Here is an 18,771-nt window from a genome sequence, read left to right as displayed (position 1 = left end):
CCTCTGCGGGTCGCAGCACAGATCAGCGCAGGAGACGTTGGCGCAGTGCGGCTTCGCGCGCGAGCCGTTCGGCGTCGCGGCGGCGGCGCTCGGCCATGATCGCCGACAACACGTCTTCGAACGGGGCGCCGGGCGGGGGAGCGGGTGCGACGAACGGCGCGACGTCGAACACGATCCTCCGGGCGGCATGGGCTCTCGGCTCGGGCTTCATGCCGTGGCGGCCGTTGAGGAACTGGCGGATGATCACCGCGAGTGGGTCGGGGAGGGCGGCCATGTCGGCGGACACGGCCCACGAGTGCAGGCCGGGTGGCATCTCGATGGGTGCCTGCTCGACGAGCCGGTGGCGGTCGCGGATGACGTAGGTCCCGGCGAGCAGGTCGCCCAGGCGCTTGCTCTTGCGCGAGATGGCCGCCGAGATCAGCGCTGGGAGTCCCAGGCACGCATACAGTTCGACGAAGCCGACGAGTGCTCGGGTCAGGGAGTGGCGGAACCCGGTCGGGCCCGCGTCATCGCGGACTGTTCGGAGGCCCAGGACGAGGTGTCCCACGGTCTTCCCCGGGGTCACGGTCTCCAGCAGCGTCGGGAGTGCGACGACGGCGACGATCGGGATCAGGGTGTTGATGGTTCCCCGCCACGCCTCGCTGGCCTCGCCGGCGACCTTGAACGACATCCACCACAGGAACAACCACAGTCCGAACCCCAGCAGGACGTCGATGATGCCGGAGAGAATCCGGTAGCCGAGGTTCGCCGGCGGGAGTGCGAGAGCGACCGCCTCGCCGGAGACGAGGTCGTTGCGTCCGACGCCGACTGTCGTCGTGGCGCCCGCGCCCCACGCGACCGGACCGGGTCGGCCGGCGACGGGTGCACCCGGGCCCGCGGGGCCCGAGGCGGCACTGGACGAGACATCACGCCTCACCCTACGACGCAATTCGTCGACAGGGCATCGGGAACTCACAGCCCCGACGTCCGCTGAATGACACGTGCCGCGGAGGTGAGAATGCCCGATACGCTGGCCGAGTGGATCTCGACGCCTATGTGTCCGCGCACCGCGCGACGTGGGAGCGGCTCGATGCGCTCTCGCGGCGCCGCCGACTCACCGGTGCCGAGGCCGACGAGATGATCGACACCTACCAGCGGGTGGCCACCCACCTGTCGGTCATCCGCTCGACGGCGCCCGATGCCTCGCTGGTGGCATACCTGTCGGGCCTCCTGGCCCGCGCCCGCGGTCGCGCCACCGGAACCCGGGTCAGCACGCCGGCGACGGTGATCGAGTTCTTCACCCGATCGTTCCCCGCGGCCCTGTACCGGATGCGCTGGTGGTGGCTCTCGGTGATGGGCGGGTCCCTCGGTGCGGCCGTGATCATGACGTGGTGGGTGCTGGCCCACCCGCGGATCGAGAGTTCGTTCGCATCGCCCGCGGAGATCGAGCGTCTCGTCACCAACGACTTCGAGAACTACTACAGCGAATACGAGGCGACGTCGTTCGCCGCTCGCGTGTGGACCAACAACTTCTGGCTGGCCGCGCTGTGTATCGCGTTAGGGCTCTTCGGGTTCCCCGTGATCTGGATGCTCTACACGAACATCCTCAATCTGGTGGTCGTGGCGTCGATCATGATCCGGCACGGTCGTGGTGACCTGTTCTTCGGACTGATCCTGCCGCACGGAATGCTCGAACTGACCTGCTTGTTCGTCGCTGCGGGCGTGGGCCTGCGGATCTTCTGGGCCTGGGTGGCCCCGGGGAATCGAACGCGTGCAACGGCTCTCGGGGAGGAGGGCCGGGCAGCGGTCGGTGTCGCGCTGGGTCTGGTCGTCGTGCTGCTGCTGTGCGGGGTCATCGAAGCGTTCGTCACGCCGTCCCCGCTGCCGACCTGGGCCCGGATCGGGATCGGCGTGACGGCGTGGACGCTCTTCATGTCGTACGTCTTCGTCGCCGGTCGCCGCGCGTACGAGTACGGCGACACCGGCGATCTCGACGAGGCAGCTCGCGGGCTCACCGTCCCGACGGCGAGATAGCGGCCCGTCGACGTCGAACCGGAATGGAACGACGCCTACGATCACCGGAAAGGGTCGACGACGACGAAGGGGAACACTCTGATGGCCACTCGCAAGGGATCACTGGACGCTGTCTCGCTGCTGGGCGGGGGACTGGCCGCCACCGGGGTTGCGCACTTCATCAAGCCCGAGATCTTCGCCCCGATCACCGAGCCGGTGTTCCCCGACGACACCACCACCTGGACCTACCGCAACGGTGCCTGCGAGACCGCCATCGGCCTCGCACTGGTGTCGCCGCGGACCCGCCGGCTGGGCCTGGCCGGGCTGGCCGGTTACGTCGGGTTCCTCGGTTACCGGGCGGCTCTCGCGAAGAAGTGACCGTGGGGCGGAGGTGACGCCGCAGAGTGCGGGATCAGAACCGTCCGAACTCCGCCATCGCGTCGGCGAGGGTCATGCCGTTGCGGATGGCGGCACGGACGTCGATCTCCTTCTCCGTCATGGTCTCCGCTGCCTCGAGCACGACGTCGGCGATCCCGGCGGGGATGACGATGACACCGTCGTCGTCGCCGAGGACGAAGTCGCCGGGCTCGATGACGACCGGTTGCCCGGATGCGCCCGGCATGGTGACGGGTTGCTGCCACGTCTCGACGCGCCAACGGCCGCTGGTCTGCACCGAGGTCGGATAGCAGGAGAACGTCGTGAAACCGATCTCGTGGAGCCATCTCTTGTCGCGCACACCGCCGTCGACCACTGCGCCGACGGAGCCCCGCTGCATCATGCCGATCGCGACGAGTTCACCGAAGTAACAGACGCCCCGGCCGTTCCCCTGCCACACGGAGACCTCGTCCGGGCCGATCTGGCTGCACGCCTGCGCTTTCAGCGGGTCCCGTCCCGGGGCGGCGCTCATCGCGCCCGAGATGGTGAACGCCCACCCGGCCAGCCGTTCGCGTCCGGCCACACACCTGATGTCGGTGGCGAGCGCCTGATCACGGTGGCCCAGGTCGTCGAGGACGTCGGCGACGTTCGCGACGTCGACGGCGAGGAAGCGGGAGCGAATGAGTGCGCGGTCGGTGGTGGTGCGCATGGGCGTCGGCGGCTGACTTTCGGTGAGGGCGGGCGAGAAGCGCGGGACGAACTGCGGTCGCATCAGGTGTCCTGACGCGTTCGCATCCGCAGGCGGCGGAACGCGGTGAACAGGACGACGACGGCCAGGACTCCGTAGAGGACCCAGGTGATCGCGCTGCCCACCAGCACACTCGGATCGCCGCCGCTCGACATCATCGCGTTGCGCAGGCTGGTCTCGGCAAGGGGGCCGAGGACGACGCCGATCATGACGGGGGCGAGCGGGAAACCGTAGCGTCGCAGCAGATATCCGACGAAGGCGATGGCGATGACCAGGATGAGGTCGGTGATCGCGGCCGAGGTCGCGTAGACACCGAGCACGCAGAACACCGCGATCCCCGCGTAGAGGTAGTGCCTGGGGATCAGCAGCAGTTTCGCCCAGATGGCGGCGAACGGCATGTTGAGGATCAGCAGCATGACCAGGCCGATGAACAGGCTGGCGATGAGCGTCCAGACGAGATCGGCGTTGCGTTCGAAGAGCAGGGGGCCGGGCTGCAGGCCGTACTGCTGGAATGCGGCCAGCATGATCGCCGCCGTGGCGGAGGTGGGCAGACCCATCGCGAGCAGGGCTCCCATCGCGGTGCCCGACGTCGCGTTGCCCGCCGCCTCCGGACCGGCGACACCGCGGATGGCGCCGTGGCCGAACTGGGGGTCGGGTCGTTTGCGGTCGAGACGACGCTCGGTTCCGTAGGCGAGGAACGTCGGCACCTCTGCGCCGCCGACCGGGATGACGCCAAAGGGGACGCCGAAACCGGTGCCGCGCAACCACGCCGGGAGCGCCTCGCGGAACTCGGCGCGCTTGAGGAAGGGCCGTCCGATGACGGCGTCGGCGTCCGGCGCACGTGTGCGATGGATGCGGGAGGCGACGTAGAGGACCTCGCCCAGGGCCAGGGTGCCGACGGTGATGACGATGATGCTGATGCCGTCGAACAACTCCGGCGCCCCCATCGTGAAGCGCTGGGTGCCCGAGATCCCGTCGATCCCGACGACCGCAAGGATCAGCCCGATGAGGAGTCCGGTCAGACCCTTGATGACGGAGTCGGAGACCACCGAGGCAATCGCGATGAAGGCGAAGACGGCGAGGGCGAAGTATTCGGCGGGACCGAACTGGATGGCGAGATCGGCGAGCTTGGGTGCGAAGAACACGACGATGGTCGTCGCGATCATGCCGCCGATGAAGGCGCCGATCGCGGCGGTGGCGAGGGCCTGGGCGGCCCGCCCGCGTTTGGCCATCCGATGACCCTCGAATGATGTTGCGATGGCGGTGGACCCGCCGGGCGTGTTCATCAGGATGCCCATGGTCGAGTCACCGAACAGGCCGCCGAAGTACACGCCGGCGAACATGATGAACGCGGCGGTGGGGTCGAGGGTGAAGGTCACCGGCAGCAGCAGTGCGACGGCCATCGCCGAACCGAGGCCCGGGAGCACACCCACTGCGGTGCCCAGCAGCGCGCCGATGAAGACCCAGAGCAGGTTCATCGGGGTGAGCGCCTGGGAGAAACCTTCCAACAGGAGTGAGACGTTGTCCATCAGAACAGACCTCCCAGGATGCCGGCGGGGAGGTTCAGCCCGAGACCCGCCGAGAAGAACGCCTGCACCGCACAGGAGACGACGAGCGACACCGCGATGTCGAGGACCGGACGGGTGGAACCCATGGCATAGGCGACGATCCAGAAGAGCAGCGCGGCGGACAGAATCCAACCGAGCGGAACCAGCAGCGCGGTGAAGGCGATGAGCCCGGCCAGGACGAGACCCAGTGCACGCCAATCACTCTGCGTTCGCCACTGACCGGTCGCGGGCGGCACGATGTCGGGGTCGGGCTCGTCGGGGTGACGCAGGGTCTGCACGGTCAGCAGTCCGGCGATCACGTACGCGCAGATCGTCAGGATGATTGGGAAGAACGCGGGTCCGGGAGTCGCTGCGCTGCCCGGGATGTCCATCCCGATGATGCCCGCGGTCAGGTAGACGGCAAGTGCGAGCATCAGGCCCGCGACGACCAGACCGCTTCGTCCGGTGAGCGGTCGGCGCGCGCGGTCCGATCCGTGTCCGTCGTCGAGCGTCGTGCCGGCGGGCTGTACCGCCGCATTGTCAGTCGTCATGATGGGCTGCCTTCACTGCCAGTACGGGGACCTCGGCGTCGATGAGAATGCGCTGTGCGTTCGAGCCGAGCAGGAGTTTCCCGACGCGGGACCGGCGGCGCAGTCCGACGACGATGAGATCGGCGGCCAGTTCTTCTGAGACGTCGATGAGTTCGGCGGCCGGATCGGAATCCTCGCGACGATGGCCGAGCCAGCGAATCGCGGTGTTGTTGCCGGCATTCTCGACAGGGGCGAAGTCGGGCTCGGGAATGCCACCGTCGTCGTCGACAGCGGGGGTCTCCATATCGAAGACGATCAGTTGAGAGCTCTCGTTGCGCGCGAGGCGCCGGCCGTGTTCGAAGGCCGCTCGACCTTCGGGGGTGTGGGCGAAAGCGACAAGGATGGGCATGGGTTCTCCGTGATGTCGTGTGGGGCAGGGGTTGTGCAGTGCGGGTTCGCCGACAGGCGGTCGGTCAGTACCCGAGGTCGGCCCAGATGCCGCGGACGAACTCCGATTGCTGGTCGATGACCTGGTTGAATCCGGTACCCGGCGTGAACGTGTCGGACCAGTTGTTGCGCTGCAGTGCATCTCGCCACTCGGGTGATTCGACGACCTCGGTGACGATCGCCTCGAGTTCGGTGCGCTGGTCATCGGTGATGCCCGGCGGTGCGACCACCCCGCGCCAGTTGGTGAGGGTGACGTCGTAACCCAGTTCGGACAGGGTCGGCAGATCGATGGCCGGGACCGGCTCGGGAGCCGAGATCGCCAGTGCGCGTAGATTTCCGGCGGTGATCTGGTCGACGAAGTCCTCGTAACCACTGACCGAGGCCTTGATCGTCCCGGACATGAGTGAGGTCGCCAGTTCGCCACCACCGGAGTAGGCGATGTAGTTGACCGCGGCGGGGTCGATACCGTTCTCCCGAGCCATCTGGCTGATGATCATCTGGTCGACGCTGCCCAGCGAACCGCCACCGAACGTGAAGTTCTTGGGGTCCTTCTTCCATTCGGCCATCAGCTCTTCGATGGTCGTGATCGGAGAATCAGCCGGCACGACGACGACGTCGTAATCGTCGGCGAGCCGCGCGATGGGGGTGACGTCTCCGAGATCCACGTCGGACCCGTTGATGTTGATCGCGCCCAGCATCGTGATGCCCATGACCATGATCGTGGTGGCGTCGCCGGTCATCCCCGCGAACTGGCTGAGTCCGATCGTGCCGCCGGCACCGGGGATGTTGACGACCTGCGAGTTGTTGACGATGTTCTGGGCTCGCAGCGCCTGCTGCATCTCGCGCGCCGCACCGTCCCAACCTCCACCGGCGGCCGCGGGCGCGATCAGGGTCAGTTGCGATCGCGCGTCGGCGCCGCCCTCGCTACCGGCCGCGTCGACGACGCCGACGACGACGATCGCTGCGGCGACCAGTGCGCCGAGTGCTTTGACGAGCGTGGGAACACGTTTCGGCGGACGAGACGTGCGGGACAGCTCTGTCGATTCGTCGGTGCCGGGGGATGGTGCGGTCATGCGGTCCTCGTTTTCGTTCGGGGTCGGGTCCCGAGGCCGAGAGCTACCAACATCGTCTGACTCGATTCTGCTGCGGATGTGAGGACAACCACGTCGGTGGTCACATCGGAAGTGTTGGCGTAACCGTCGTCACAGTCACGCTTGGGCGCATAAGTATCGTTTTGCGCTTTTCGCGCGCACTCGGCGTCGCACAGTTATAGATTATAACCTATGGCCGTGACGCAGGACACAGGGGTTGGAAAAGTGGCAGCGGCCAGGTCAACCGGCGACGGGGTCCGCGGTGAGCGCATCGATGGCACGACGTCCGAGACTGTTGCCGATGTGCTCGCGCATCACCGCGTCGGCACGCTCGGCGTCACCGTCGGCGACGGCCTCCATGATCGCCCGGTGCTCGGCGGTGACCCGCGACCGGTCGTCGGGTGAATCGCCCCGGTGGGAGAGGCCGATGACTCGGTAACGATCTGCTTTGTCCCAGAGTCGTTCGAGGATGTCGATGAGAACGGGGTTGCCCGACGCGCGGTACACCGTGCGATGGAATTCCCGGTGTCGGACAAGGGCATCGACATCGGACGCACTGGCAATAGGCGAGAGGCGATCGAAGGCATTGCTGATGGCGGCGATGTCGGCCGCCGTTCGCGTCCGCGCGGCGAGCGCCGCCGCGAGCGGGTCCAGGTTCTCCCGTACCTGGTAGAGGTGGCGCGCCTCATTTGCCGATACGGGGGTCACCCGCGCGTCTCGGTGGGCCTCGAGTTCGACCATGCCCTCGGCGGACAGCCGGCGGATCGCCTCGCGGAGGGGAGTCGTGCTGACGCCGATCTCGGCCGCCAGCTTGGCCTGGGGGATCACCGCGCCGGCCGGCAGGACCCCGGTCAGAATTCGCCGTTGGAGCTCGGCGTATGCGTAATCGTTCTTGGTGAACATCCCGCCTGGTGTGGTCATGGCGGCCTCCCGGCAGTGGTCATGGGACGTCGAGATCCGGCAGCGCCGGACGCCGCGATGATAGCACCGGTGACGTAAGTTATAGGTTATAACCTATGGTGGGACCCATGAGTGGAGCTGAACGCCGCGCGCAACCCGATCTGCCGGTCGTCGATGTCGAGCGGCGGGTCGGGTCCGACGTGTACCGGCAGTGGCCCACGGTGGTCCGTCTACTCGCCGAGAACGTGACTCGCCATGCCGACGCCGAGACGCGCGATCGAGCCCTGGACGACATGACCCGCTGGCTTCGCGCCGGCACCAGCGACGCCGAGATCCCGTATGTGCCGGGCCGGTTGCTGATGCACGACACCACCAGCACGCCCGCCCTCGTCGACATCGCCGCGATGCGTGACGCGGTTGCCGCCCGAGGTGGGGATCCGACGGCGTTGAGTCCCCGCCTGCCGGTGGAGGTCTCGGTGGACCATTCGCTCGCGGTCGAGTCGTTCGCGCGCCGCGATGCCGCCGCGGCCAATCTCGCCCACGACATGCGTCGCAACGCGGAGCGGTATCGCTTCCTGGCCTGGGCGTCGACGACGATGGACACCGTGCACATCAACCCGCCGGGTACCGGGATCATGCACACGATCAACCTCGAACAGCTCGCCACCGTGGTGACGGTGGAGAAGGTCGGTGGCGTCGACCACGCGGTTCCGGACATGATGCTCGGTACGGACAGCCACACGCCCATGATCAACGGGCTGGGTGTATTGGGCTGGGGCATAGGAGGTCTGGAAGCCGAGACGGTGATGTTCGGCATGCCGACCACACTGCGGATCCCCGACGTTGTGGGAGTCCGCCTCACCGGGACGCTCTCCGCGGGTGTGCTGGCCACAGACCTTGCGTTGGTGGTCACGCACCGTCTGCGCGAGCTCGGGGTCACGGGTGAGTTCGTCGAGTTCTACGGACCGGGCGTATCGGCACTGACGGTGGGCGCACGGGCGGTGATTGCCAACATGGCCCCGGAATACGGTGCCACCACCGGGTTCTTCCCCGTCGACGCACAGACCGTCCGATACCTGGCCGACACCGGACGTGCCGCAGAACACTGCGAGCTCGTCGAGTCGGTGACACGACGGCTCGGGCTGTGGTTCGACCCCGACGCCGAGCCGCGTTTCACCCGCATGATCGACATCGACCTGGGTGCGGTGGTCCCGTCGGTGGCCGGTCCGCGTCGTCCGCAGGACCTGGTTACGGTGACCGAGTTGCCGGCGACCTTCGACGCCGAGGGACCGGCGCAGTGCGACGACGGCGTCGACATGCCGGCGTTCCCCGTCGCCATCGCGTCGATCACGAGCTGTACCAACACCTCTGACCCGCGCCTCCTCATCGCCGCGGGTTTGGTCGCCCGCCGCGCACGGGAGCGAGGGATGCGGGTGCCGGAGTATGTGAAGACCTCCCTCGCGCCGGGTTCGCCCTCTGCCGCCGGCGTGCTCGAGCGGGCCGGTCTCACCGACGACCTGTCCGCGGTCGGTTTCGACATCGTCGGATTCGGTTGTGCCACCTGCATCGGCAACTCGGGTCCGCTGCCGGCGGAGATCACCGCGGTGGCCGAGGCGCGCACCCGGAAGCCGGTGGCTGTTCTCAGTGGCAACCGCAACTTCCCCGGCCGCGTCCACCCGGACCTCGAACTGGGTCTGCTGATGTCGCCGCCGATGGTGATCGTCTTCGCCCTTGCCGGTGACGCGGCCATCGATCCCACCTCGGAGCCGATCGGCGTCGACGCCGACGGACACGACGTGCTGCTCGCTGATCTGTGGCCCGCCCCTGACGAAATCGATGCTCTGACGGATTCGTCGCGGCGGCCGCGCGATGTCGTCGACGACTTCGCGTCGGCATCCCGCAATCCCGCGTGGGACGCACTCGATGTACCGGATGGGCCGCTGTTTCCCTGGGACCCGTCGTCGACGGCCCTGCGGCGTCCTCCTTTTGCCGATGACGGCTACGCGCACACCATGCTCGGGGAGTACACCGCGCATCCCCTGCTCGTGCTCGGCGACGACATCACCACCGACCACATCTCCCCGGCCGGGGCGATCAAGCCCGACAGCCCGACCGGTCGATACCTCGTGGAGCGAGGCGCGGAACCGGGCGACCTGAACGTCTACGCGTCCCGGCGCGGCAATTGGGAAGCCATGCTGAGGGGCGGCTTTCAGAACAAGAACGTCCGCAACGCGCTCGCACCGGATGCGGCTCCCGCGCACACCGTGCATGCGCCCACGGGCGAGGTCGTGTCCCTTCCGGAGGCCGCGGGCCGGTACGCCGACGACGGCGACGAGGTGGTGATCGTGGCCGGGGAACGGTACGGCATGGGCAGTTCACGCGACTGGGCGGCCAAGCTGGTGCGCCTGCTCGGAGTGCGGGCCGTGCTCGCGCGCAGTTTCGAACGAATTCATCGGTCCAACCTGATCGGTGTCGGCGTCCTGCCGTTGCTCATCCCCGCTGACGTCGACGGCGGGCTGCAGGACCTCCGGCCCGGAGACCGACTGCACGTCAACGGGACTGCCGACGCCGTCGACCGCGGGACGGTGGCGGTCGTCGTCCGGCGGGTCGACGGTTCCGAGTTGCGTTTCGACGCGCGGGTGGCCGCCGAGACCGATCTGGACCGTCGGCTTCTCCGACGCGGCGGAGTCATCCCCAGCATCCTCGACGAGCAACTCGTGCGGTGACCTCGCGGGCCAAGGGCGCCGGCAACGCCTACCTGCCAGCGAATTCACAGTGATCGGTCAACCCCCTCATAACCTGCGGGTTCAGTCTCGATACATGAGAAAGAACAAGCACATCTCCTCGGTCCCGCTCGTCGTCCTCGACGACCCCGCCGCCATCGATCACGCGTACGACCTGTTCCGTCACGACATCCCGCTGGCTGTCGTCAGCAGTGAGTACTCCGCGGTGCTGCCGTTCATGCTCGGCAACAACGGGCACACCGCGGCATTCGTCGCCGACGTCGACGACCCCGACCAGCTCGCGGAGGCGATCGTGATCATCGAACGTCGCTTCGGTCGGGTCGGCTCGGTGATCCGCTACGCGGCCGACATCCCGGCGGTGGCGGTGTGAGTGTCGTGGAGGAGTGAGATCGGACCGGCGGCGGTCCTCGAGAAGGTCATGACGTTCGGCTTCTTGCGTGGCTTCGCGCTGCCTCCGATCGCGTGCACGCGCGGCTCGCGGAGGGGCCAGTATTGCGGCGAGTCGGGTGGTGGTGCGCCGCGGAATGTCCCCTGTCGCAACGGTGTGCGGTGAGGGCTTTCCTGCGCGGCTGCTCGAACCGGATACGGCGCGGGTTCGGAGGTAGGTCGTCGAGGGTTTCGAGGGAACCGCTGCCGTCACCCGCTGTCGGGGTGCCCGGCCAGGGCTGGCCGAGGCGTGGACGGACGTGGTCTGTCGCGGCGCCGGCAAACCCGCCAGGGATCGAGGTGTCATTGCGACGTGGTGAGGAATACAAGGATGGCGGCCAGGGTGATGAGGTAGGCAAGGGCCCACCGTAGGTCGTGGTGCGGGGTGGGCGGGGTGTAACGGTGAAATGTGAGGCTGCGAGAGGTCATGACTGCGAGTTCGATCCAAGTGGTGGGATTGGGGTTGTGCGACAACAAGAGTCGTCGCAGGGCCGACGCTCGTCCCGAAACGCCACCCTGAGCTCGAGGCGTCCAAGTCACTACGCCTCGGGAGGCGTGGCCCGGCCGTAGAGGTGTGTGACGCGGTCAGCGCCGTCGAGCGGAAGCCAGCTGCTGTCGAGGCATGCTGTGGCGGCCGCGGGCACCCATGCTGGCGGTCAATGCCGGGCCGGGCGTGCGTCGTTGCTGGTCATGGGTGCCGGGTGTGGCTGGTACCGGTGTTTCGGATTGATCCGGGTGGAGACGTGGCCGGCCCATGACGTGGGTCCACCAGTGCTGCAGCGGGCTGGGGTCGGGCCAGACGATCGGGTGAAGTTCAGGGGCGGGGGCCGACATCGGTTGGGTCCTTCCTGGGTCATGTCGTCGGAACGTGCCGGGGGTGAACGTCGTGTTCCTAGATAGCACTCGTCTGGGTGAATCGCCACCCGATGCCGAAAGCGGACTACTGCTCTGCTCTTGGGGCGAGTGCTGTTGTGCCGGTGGAGGACTGAGTGCGTTGATCATCGAAAAGATGCTTGGCACTCACTGGCGTTGAGTGCTAATCTGATGGCGCGCAGTGATGGTTGATGTGGTGCCGTCAGCGTGGCGGCACCCGTGGATCAAGGAGGTGTTTGCGATGCTGGGTATCGATCCGTTCTCCATGGTTGATGACTGGGCTCGAGGACTTCTCACCGGCGAGTCCGGCGCTGGCCGACGTACACCGCGATTCATGCCGATCGATGTGTACAAGGTCGACGACCACTATTCGTTGATTGCCGACCTGCCTGGTGCTGATCCTGGTTCGATCGATCTCAACGTCGACAACGGGGTGTTGACCTTGTCGGCGCATCGCAGCGCACTCTCGGATGAGGGTGTGCAGTGGTTGGCCAACGAGCGTTTCGCCGGCACCTATCGTCGGCAGATCACTCTGGGTGAGGGTGTCGATCCGGCGAAGATCTCTGCTGCCTATGACAACGGTGTGCTCACGGTGACGATCCCGGTGGCCGAGAGAGCCAAGCCTCGCAAGGTGGCCATCGAGCATTCCGGCGACGGACGTCAGGAGATCACCGCCGGCTCCGAGGCGGCCTCGGGCTGACTGACCGGGGAGGTGGTTCGTCACTGTCACCCCAGTACCGGGAGGTCTGAGATGATGATGGGCTGCGTCACGGCTGCGTCGCCAGCCGGATGTGTCGACGTGATCGACGCCGAAGACACCTGGCTGGCCGCTGAAATCGATGCTGTCTTCGCGCAGGTCGGCGATCCGCAACAGGTGCTACCTACCCTCACGTGCGGGGTCGCCACCGTTCGGCGCCGGGTACCTGGTTCAAGCCGAACCGCCGCTCGCATCGCGCACCTGCGGCCGCGACACCGAGTGGTGAGGCGAGGTGGGCGGCAGCGTGGCCCGCCCACCTCGATCTGAGAGCTTCTGAAAGACGCCTGCGTCCGGGAGCCGGAGGGGTTGGCGGTCTCGGGCTCCGGGCGATCGCAGACAGAAATGGACAAGGATGACACCCGCCGTCCTCCCCGGCGGCCGAGTGCCATCCTTGTCCATATTCAGTTCGACTGATGGACCTTTGCGGATCGCTGATACTGCCGTGATCGCTGTCACGCATCGAGCGTGGCGTGGCATGACCCGAGTGAGGTGGGCGGCCCAGGTTCATTCGGGTGTCTCATGACGAGCCCGACACTTTTGAACAGCCCGACAGTCGATGCTGCTCGCTAGTTGTCTTGGTTAGTGGCACAGTCGCATACGTTGTCACAGATTGAGTGCACTCTGAGCGTCCGCGTCGCGCCGAAGCTGTGATCGATCGGCTCCTCGAATGCCATGCCAGCAAGATGTTCGTGATCATGGTCAGTGTCGGGAACATAGTGATGCATCGGACGCGAAAAGCAGCAACGAGTGACTGTGCAGGTGGTAGCGGAGCGTGCCGGTTGCTCTCGACTGTCGGTGTCCGTCGTCTCGCCTCGAGAGCAGAGGATGAAGGCTGTCTGTCAAGACCAACTTCACAACGTCTCGGGCGACGCGCGACACAGCTGTGGGAATGCAACGACACCGGTGCCAGCGGAGACACCTCGCGTGGTCGGCGCCGCCGGCATACACAAGATTGAAAACGATTGTCGAGCAGTCACTGTCATGACGAAGACCATCAATCGCGCCGGTCAGAGCAACCCTCGCGACTTGAGTAACAGATAGTGATCGGCGAGCTTGGCGGCCAGCTTGTCCGGTGGGGCATCCACCACGTCGACGCCGAGCCGGCCCACCGCGGTGGCGGTTCGGTCCCGCAGGGTGAGTGTGCGTGCCGCGGCCGCCGCATCGTAGATTTGCGCGGCGTCGGCGCGCTTGGTGAGCATGGCGTCGAGGGCGGGGTCGGCGACGGAGCCGATGATGACCTTGTAGCGCTGCGCCAGCACTGCCAGCGGGGGCAGCAGCGACTCCTCGACAGCTGCGGGTTCGAGGGGTGTGAGCAGGACCAGCAGCGCGCGCTGCCGCCCGATCTTGGCGACCTCGGCACCGAGCAGGGGCCAATCCGCCTCCAGGAGAGCGGGTTGGAGGTCGGCCATTGCGGTGACGAGGCTGTTGAGCAGCATGGTGCGGCCGACACCGACCACCCGTCGATGGACCCGGCGGTCACCGGCGATGAGATCGACCCGATCGCCGGCGTGCGACGCGAGCGCGGCCAGCAGCAACGCGGCGTCCATCGCGGCGTCGAGGCGCGGGGTGTCGCCCACCCGCCCGGCCGACGTCCGAGATGTGTCCAGGACGATGACGATGTGCCGATCCTTCTCCGGCTGCCAAGTCCGCACCACGGTCGAACGACGCCGGGCGGTGGCCCGCCAGTCGATGCTGCGGACATCGTCACCCTCGACATAGTCACGCAGGGAATCGAATTCGGTTCCCTGACCACGTACGCGCACCGCCGACCGACCGTCGAGCTGACGCAGGTGGGCCAACCGTGACGGCAGCAACCGCCGCGAGTCGAAGGGCGGGAGTGCGCGGACACGGCCCGGCAGCGGCACCGACCGCTGGCGTCCGGCGATGCCGAGGGGACCCACCCGACGGACGGCGACTCGGACCGCGAGTCGGTCACCGCGTCGGGTGGGGGTGAGAGTCGTTGTCACCGAGCGGGTCTCCGCGCGGGGGATGCTGACGCGGTGGGTGTTCGACGAGGCACCCGCCGACGGCTGCCAGCCGTCGCGCAGCACTCCGCGGAACGTCTGAGAGCCGTGGTTGGTGACCGCGATCGAACACGTCGTGCTCTGGCCGAGCCGGATCGGGCCGGGTCCCGACCGCGACATGGTGATCGATTTCGTGGACCCTGCCAGCGCGATGTCGAGGCACACGACCAGGACACAGAACAGCGCCCACAGCACGGGCACGAAGTAGTTCGGCCATATCAGGATGGGCACCGCACCGAGCAGCACCAGGATCAGAAAGCGGCCCGTGAGGAACATCAGCGGGGGACGGGCACCGAGTTGATCGCGGCGTCGAGCACCGAACCCACCGACACTCCTTCGAGTTCGGCCTCTGGGCGCAACGAGAGGCGGTGCGCGAGCGTCGACTGGGCGAGCGCCTGCACGTCGTCGGGGGTTACGAAGTCGCGGCCGTTCAGCCACGCCCATGCCCGGCTCGTGCCGAGCAATGCGGTGGCGCCGCGTGGACTGACGCCGAGGGCCAGTGACGGCGAGAATCGGGTGGCCCGGGCGATGTCGACGATGTAGGCGGTGACCTGCGGGGCGACCGTCACCCGGCGGACCTGCTCGGCGCCGGTCTCGATGTCGGCGGCCGAGGCGACCGGACGGAGGCCGGCGGCGGACAGATCCCGCGGATCGAATCCGGATGCGTGCCGCGTCAGGACGGTGATCTCGTCGTCGCGAGGGGGGAGCGGCAGGGTGACCTTCAGCAGGAAGCGGTCGAGCTGGGCTTCGGGCAACGGGTAGGTGCCCTCGTACTCGACCGGGTTCTGCGTCGCCGCGACGAGGAACGGGCTCGGCAGCGGTCGGGGATCCCCGTCGACGGTGACCTGTCGCTCCTCCATCGCCTCGAGCAACGATGCCTGGGTCTTCGGCGGCGTGCGGTTGATCTCGTCCGCCAGCAAGAGATTGGTGAACACCGGTCCCTCGCGGAACGTGAATTCGGAGCTGGCGGAATCGAACACGAGCGAGCCGGTGACATCACCGGGCATGAGGTCAGGCGTGAACTGCACGCGCTTGGTCTCGACGTCGAGCGCGGCCGCCACCGACCGGACGAGCAGCGTCTTGGCGACGCCGGGAACGCCTTCGAGCAGGATGTGTCCACGGCAGAGCAGCGCGATCAGGATGCCCGCCACCGCCGGGTCCTGGCCGACGACGGCCTTCCCGACCTCGCCGCGGACGGCCCCGAGTGCATCGCGGGCGCGGTTCGGCCCTCCGCCGGGTCGGTGGTCGGTGTGGTCCGGTGGTGGCCCGGCCGGTGCCTTGGCGAACGGGTCCGCGTGTGAGTATGCGTCCGGGGCGAACGGACCGGGGCCTGGGTTGCGCGACGGGTCGACGGTCATGGCGTGTGTCGGACTTCCTTCTCGAGGTTGGTCAGTTCGGCGGTGAAATGCACGAGCTGGGTGTCGGTGGTGGGGAGCGGACCGGACAGCAGCGACCGGACCTCGCCCAGATCACGGTGCGTAGCCCCCACCACGGCGAGGACGATCGCCGACACCATCGGGTCCGAGTTCTCGGTCGACGCGACGACGGTGTCCCAGTCGGGTCGCGACAGTGCGTCGGTGGCACGGGCGGCGTCGAACGGAAGTCCCAGATACGACGCCAGCGAACCCAGCGTGTGGATGCGCAGCGCCGCCGCGGCGCGCGCGTCGGCACGGGCGCGGTGGTACATCCGGCCCCGCGCCCGGGTGGTCTCGACCGCCTTGACGACCGCCGGGAGCGGCTCGGTGACCAGCGAGCCGAATCGCCGGCCCCGCCACAACATCAGGGCCAGAACCGCGAAGACGGTCAACACGATCAGCGGCCCGACCGCGGCCGGGATGTCGGACTCCTCCTCCTCGGTCGCGACTTGATCGGTGAAGAAGGGCACGTACCAGAGGATCTCGTCGGACCTCGCGAATATCCGCACGGCGACGCCGGCGTTGTCCTGCTGTGCCAGGTGCTCGTTGGTGAGCATTGTGCCACTGATGACGACGAATTCGGGACGGTCGGCGGTGCGGGGGACCACGACCAGATTCGATGTCCCGTCGGACGTGAAGCAGGCCGTGGCCGCGGGCGAGGTCGGTGAGTATCCGAACGGACTGAAGTCGACGACGTCGGTCTCGTCGATGCCGGGCGTGCGGCAACCCGCGGGGACCGCTGCCGGGCCGGCGCCGTAACCGGACGTGACGGGCAGGTCGAGCGCGGTGAGCACGGTGGTGTCCGGCGCGATCAGGATCACGCGGTCGGCGTCCTGCACGCGCTCTCGGAACTGTTGTGTCGTACCGGGATTGAGCGATGAGGTCGAGCTCGCCACCACCGTGGTCCCGCGGCCGGGACGTGGGGCGTCGGTGAACTCCGCGAGGCCGCGCACCTGCCGGAGGTCGGTCCCGTGGTCGTCGAGGATCTGAGCGAGAGCGCGCGATCCGGTGGGCTGGGCGTTGTCGGGGTCGTAGCTGACGCCGGGACCGGGCGTGCCCTGCACCCCGGTGAGTGCCGTGACACCGAGGAGTCCGACGCCGGCGACCACGACGACCACCACCAGCACGATGGTCACCCAGATCCACGCCGGCGTCTTGCTCTTCCCGGGCGCCGGTCGCATCGGCGTCGACGAGACGGGTCCGGGTGGCGTCGCCTGCACGGTGTCGGTCATCGGGGCACCGCCAGTCGCCTCGACCGGACCGAGTCCTCGTCGACCGGCCGTGCGGACGAGACCCCGCGCTCGATGTCGAGGACCGCGCGCGCGGATTCGGCCGATGCGTGTCGGTCGCCGTAGGCGATGGCGTCGAACATGTCTGTCGCCGTCTGCAATCCGGAGTCGTAGGTGGGAAAGCGGGGTCCGAGGTCGACAGCGACCTCGTGGGCGGTCAGGGACGGCTCATCGGCCAGCAGGCCGCGCTCGATACCGCGACGGGCCACGGCACGCACGGCGGCGAGCACGCACTCGTCGTACCGGCCTGCGGCGAAGGCGGCGTCGGCGTCGGACCGGAAGTCGGCCGCGGACCGGGCCGGACCTGTCAGCACCGACCCCGTTGGCGGGCCAGCGCTGGTGCGAGGAATTCGTGGGTTGCGTCGGAGATGCCGGACGACCGCGACGACGAGCCCGAGGACGAGGGCGATCGCCACGACGATCACGATGCCCCGAAGGGTGTCGGAGCCGCCGAACCAGCTGAAGACGTTGTCGGCGATCCACTCCCAGAGCCGCTCACCGAAGCGGTCGAACCACGACGGTTCGGGCGGTTGATACTCGGAGTCGGACAGCTCCTCCTCGGCCCACCGGCGTGCTTCGTCGTTGCCGGGGTCCAATGGCGCAGCGAGAACTCCGATCACCGGTCGCCCTGTCCGGAGAAGAACGGCGTCGGGGCCGCCTCGGCGCGTGCATCGTCGTAGAGGACGGCCGGGACGACGGTCAGTACCGGTTGCACGACCATCGACGCCACGACGATGCCAATCACCGCGACGACGGTCTCGGTGCCACGGGCGTCCCCGTCGGCGAACCACACGCCGGCGATCGATCCGAGAAGATCGAAGGGGTACATCATCGTCGTCATCGCGACCCACGCCAGCACGACCATGACCGCCAGGATGCCGAAGGTCCGCCAGAACCGCTCCGCCGACAACGACCCCGAGCGGGCGATCGCGCCTCGCACGGAGAGGCCGTCGACCACGATCGCAGGCGCCGTGAACACCGTGCGTACCAGCAGCCACGTCACCGGGATGAGCGCGACGAGGAAGAGGAGGAGACTCCCGGCGATCAGTACGATTCCGTCGGAGCTGACTCCCAGACCGAGGAGTGCGATGCCCGGGGTGAACGCCGCCGCGACGGCGAGTCCCAGGAGGGCGGTCCACCCCGACAGTCGGGCGAGGGACCGGCGACCCGCGCGCAGGGCGTCGTCGAGCGTCGGTACGGACCCGGCGCGCAGGCGGGCCAGGGGACGGGCGGCGAGACCGCTGAGTGCGCCCGTCATGACGGCCCACTGCGCAAAGACAGTGAGGACGAACGCGGTGACCGGTGCCAGGCTCGCCCAGTCGTCCGGGTCGTCGAGGGTCGGTTCGGCGCTCACCAGCCACCAGGTGATGAGCGCGACTGGTGCCGCCGCCGCGCCCCAGCTCACGCCGACGAGGCCCAGGAAGACACGCGGTGCCGCGAACGTGGTCGAGAAGATCTGTTGCAGCAGTGCGCTGACGGGCGTCGGCCGTCGTGGCGGCATCCACCCCGCCCACCCGTTCCCCGGAAGGGGAGCACTCGAGCCAGGTGGGGTCGACATCGCCGAACCCCATTGCGGCTGCGGTCCGGGCACGGTAGGCGGCCGCGGTGTGGGT

The 18,771-nt window shown here is 67.9% G+C and carries 18 protein-coding genes; 5 read left to right on the top strand and 13 right to left on the bottom strand.

What is annotated here, in order from left to right; translation table 11 throughout:
- Positions 1-22 precede the first annotated feature (22 nt).
- On the bottom strand, positions 23-916 hold the full coding sequence (locus QAD21_RS23565) for an RDD family protein (protein WP_280360317.1): 894 nt from the start codon (positions 914-916) through the stop codon (positions 23-25).
- Between the two features lie 101 nt (positions 917-1,017).
- On the opposite strand from QAD21_RS23565, the gene QAD21_RS23560 reads away from it, so the two are divergent.
- Together QAD21_RS23560 and QAD21_RS23555 are read left to right on the top strand one after the other, a co-directional pair.
- The gene (locus tag QAD21_RS23560; RefSeq protein WP_068970385.1) at positions 1,018-2,013 is read left to right on the top strand and encodes a stage II sporulation protein M; all 996 of its coding nucleotides are present in this window, start codon (positions 1,018-1,020) and stop codon (positions 2,011-2,013) included.
- Positions 2,014-2,094: 81 nt separating this feature from the next.
- Positions 2,095-2,370: a hypothetical protein gene (locus QAD21_RS23555; protein ID WP_065630873.1), complete on the top strand. Its 276-nt coding sequence runs from the start codon at positions 2,095-2,097 to the stop codon at positions 2,368-2,370.
- Positions 2,371-2,404: 34 nt separating this feature from the next.
- Here QAD21_RS23555 and QAD21_RS23550 read toward each other — a convergent pair whose 3' ends face one another.
- The 6 genes from QAD21_RS23550 to QAD21_RS23525 all read right to left on the bottom strand — a co-directional run bounded on the left by QAD21_RS23550 (position 2,405) and on the right by QAD21_RS23525 (position 7,651).
- Positions 2,405-3,139 (bottom strand): RraA family protein, encoded by a 735-nt coding sequence (locus QAD21_RS23550; protein WP_238994977.1) that lies wholly within the window; start codon positions 3,137-3,139, stop codon positions 2,405-2,407.
- Positions 3,139-4,644, bottom strand: coding sequence for a tripartite tricarboxylate transporter permease (locus QAD21_RS23545; protein ID WP_137809165.1), 1,506 nt, complete (start codon positions 4,642-4,644; stop codon positions 3,139-3,141). The genes QAD21_RS23550 and QAD21_RS23545 overlap by 1 nt, the downstream gene beginning before the upstream one ends.
- A complete protein-coding gene (locus QAD21_RS23540) occupies positions 4,644-5,213 on the bottom strand; it encodes a tripartite tricarboxylate transporter TctB family protein (RefSeq protein ID WP_137809166.1) in 570 nt (189 codons plus the stop codon). Before QAD21_RS23540 ends, QAD21_RS23545 begins: the two co-directional genes overlap by 1 nt.
- Positions 5,203-5,601: a universal stress protein gene (locus QAD21_RS23535; RefSeq protein ID WP_137809167.1), complete on the bottom strand. Its 399-nt coding sequence runs from the start codon at positions 5,599-5,601 to the stop codon at positions 5,203-5,205. The genes QAD21_RS23540 and QAD21_RS23535 overlap by 11 nt, the downstream gene beginning before the upstream one ends.
- A 64-nt stretch (positions 5,602-5,665) precedes the next feature.
- A complete protein-coding gene (locus tag QAD21_RS23530) occupies positions 5,666-6,712 on the bottom strand; it encodes a tripartite tricarboxylate transporter substrate binding protein (RefSeq protein WP_159371743.1) in 1,047 nt (348 codons plus the stop codon).
- A gap of 258 nt (positions 6,713-6,970) precedes the next feature.
- Complete coding sequence (locus QAD21_RS23525) at positions 6,971-7,651, bottom strand: GntR family transcriptional regulator (RefSeq protein WP_137809169.1); 681 nt, start codon at positions 7,649-7,651, stop codon at positions 6,971-6,973.
- Positions 7,652-7,758: 107 nt separating this feature from the next.
- Here QAD21_RS23525 and acnA point away from each other — a divergent pair, with 107 nt between their 5' ends.
- Positions 7,759-10,356 carry an aconitate hydratase AcnA gene (gene acnA, locus QAD21_RS23520; RefSeq protein ID WP_165629337.1) on the top strand — a complete coding sequence of 866 codons (2,598 nt, stop codon included), beginning with the start codon at positions 7,759-7,761 and terminating at the stop codon, positions 10,354-10,356.
- A gap of 94 nt (positions 10,357-10,450) precedes the next feature.
- Positions 10,451-10,744 (top strand): hypothetical protein, encoded by a 294-nt coding sequence (locus QAD21_RS23515; RefSeq protein WP_165629338.1) that lies wholly within the window; start codon positions 10,451-10,453, stop codon positions 10,742-10,744.
- Between the two features lie 359 nt (positions 10,745-11,103).
- On the opposite strand, the gene QAD21_RS23510 is transcribed toward QAD21_RS23515, so the two are convergent.
- Positions 11,104-11,229: a hypothetical protein gene (locus tag QAD21_RS23510; RefSeq protein WP_269434039.1), complete on the bottom strand. Its 126-nt coding sequence runs from the start codon at positions 11,227-11,229 to the stop codon at positions 11,104-11,106.
- Positions 11,230-11,914: 685 nt separating this feature from the next.
- On the opposite strand from QAD21_RS23510, the gene QAD21_RS23505 reads away from it, so the two are divergent.
- On the top strand, positions 11,915-12,373 hold the full coding sequence (locus QAD21_RS23505; protein ID WP_065631143.1) for an Hsp20/alpha crystallin family protein: 459 nt from the start codon (positions 11,915-11,917) through the stop codon (positions 12,371-12,373).
- Between the two features lie 1,064 nt (positions 12,374-13,437).
- Here the strand turns inward: QAD21_RS23505 and QAD21_RS23500 are convergent.
- Genes QAD21_RS23500 through QAD21_RS23480 form a run of 5 tightly spaced genes read right to left on the bottom strand, consistent with a single transcriptional unit; the run spans position 13,438 to position 18,716 of the window.
- Complete coding sequence (locus tag QAD21_RS23500) at positions 13,438-14,730, bottom strand: DUF58 domain-containing protein (protein WP_165629339.1); 1,293 nt, start codon at positions 14,728-14,730, stop codon at positions 13,438-13,440.
- Positions 14,730-15,812 carry a MoxR family ATPase gene (locus tag QAD21_RS23495; protein WP_280360316.1) on the bottom strand — a complete coding sequence of 361 codons (1,083 nt, stop codon included), beginning with the start codon at positions 15,810-15,812 and terminating at the stop codon, positions 14,730-14,732. Before QAD21_RS23495 ends, QAD21_RS23500 begins: the two co-directional genes overlap by 1 nt.
- On the bottom strand, positions 15,809-17,101 hold the full coding sequence (locus tag QAD21_RS23490; protein WP_280360315.1) for a DUF4350 domain-containing protein: 1,293 nt from the start codon (positions 17,099-17,101) through the stop codon (positions 15,809-15,811). Before QAD21_RS23490 ends, QAD21_RS23495 begins: the two co-directional genes overlap by 4 nt.
- A complete protein-coding gene (locus tag QAD21_RS23485; RefSeq protein ID WP_159371734.1) occupies positions 17,098-17,778 on the bottom strand; it encodes a DUF4129 domain-containing protein in 681 nt (226 codons plus the stop codon). Before QAD21_RS23485 ends, QAD21_RS23490 begins: the two co-directional genes overlap by 4 nt.
- Complete coding sequence (locus tag QAD21_RS23480) at positions 17,775-18,716, bottom strand: hypothetical protein (protein WP_240199020.1); 942 nt, start codon at positions 18,714-18,716, stop codon at positions 17,775-17,777. The genes QAD21_RS23485 and QAD21_RS23480 overlap by 4 nt, the downstream gene beginning before the upstream one ends.
- Between the last annotated feature and the right edge of the window lie 55 nt (positions 18,717-18,771).

Origin of the sequence: Gordonia sp. SMJS1, from assembly GCF_029866425.1 — a bacterium.
GTDB lineage: Bacteria > Actinomycetota > Actinomycetes > Mycobacteriales > Mycobacteriaceae > Gordonia > Gordonia hongkongensis.
The sequence above is the reverse complement of the archived record's forward strand: the minus strand, read 5'-3'. Positions and strand labels throughout refer to the sequence as shown.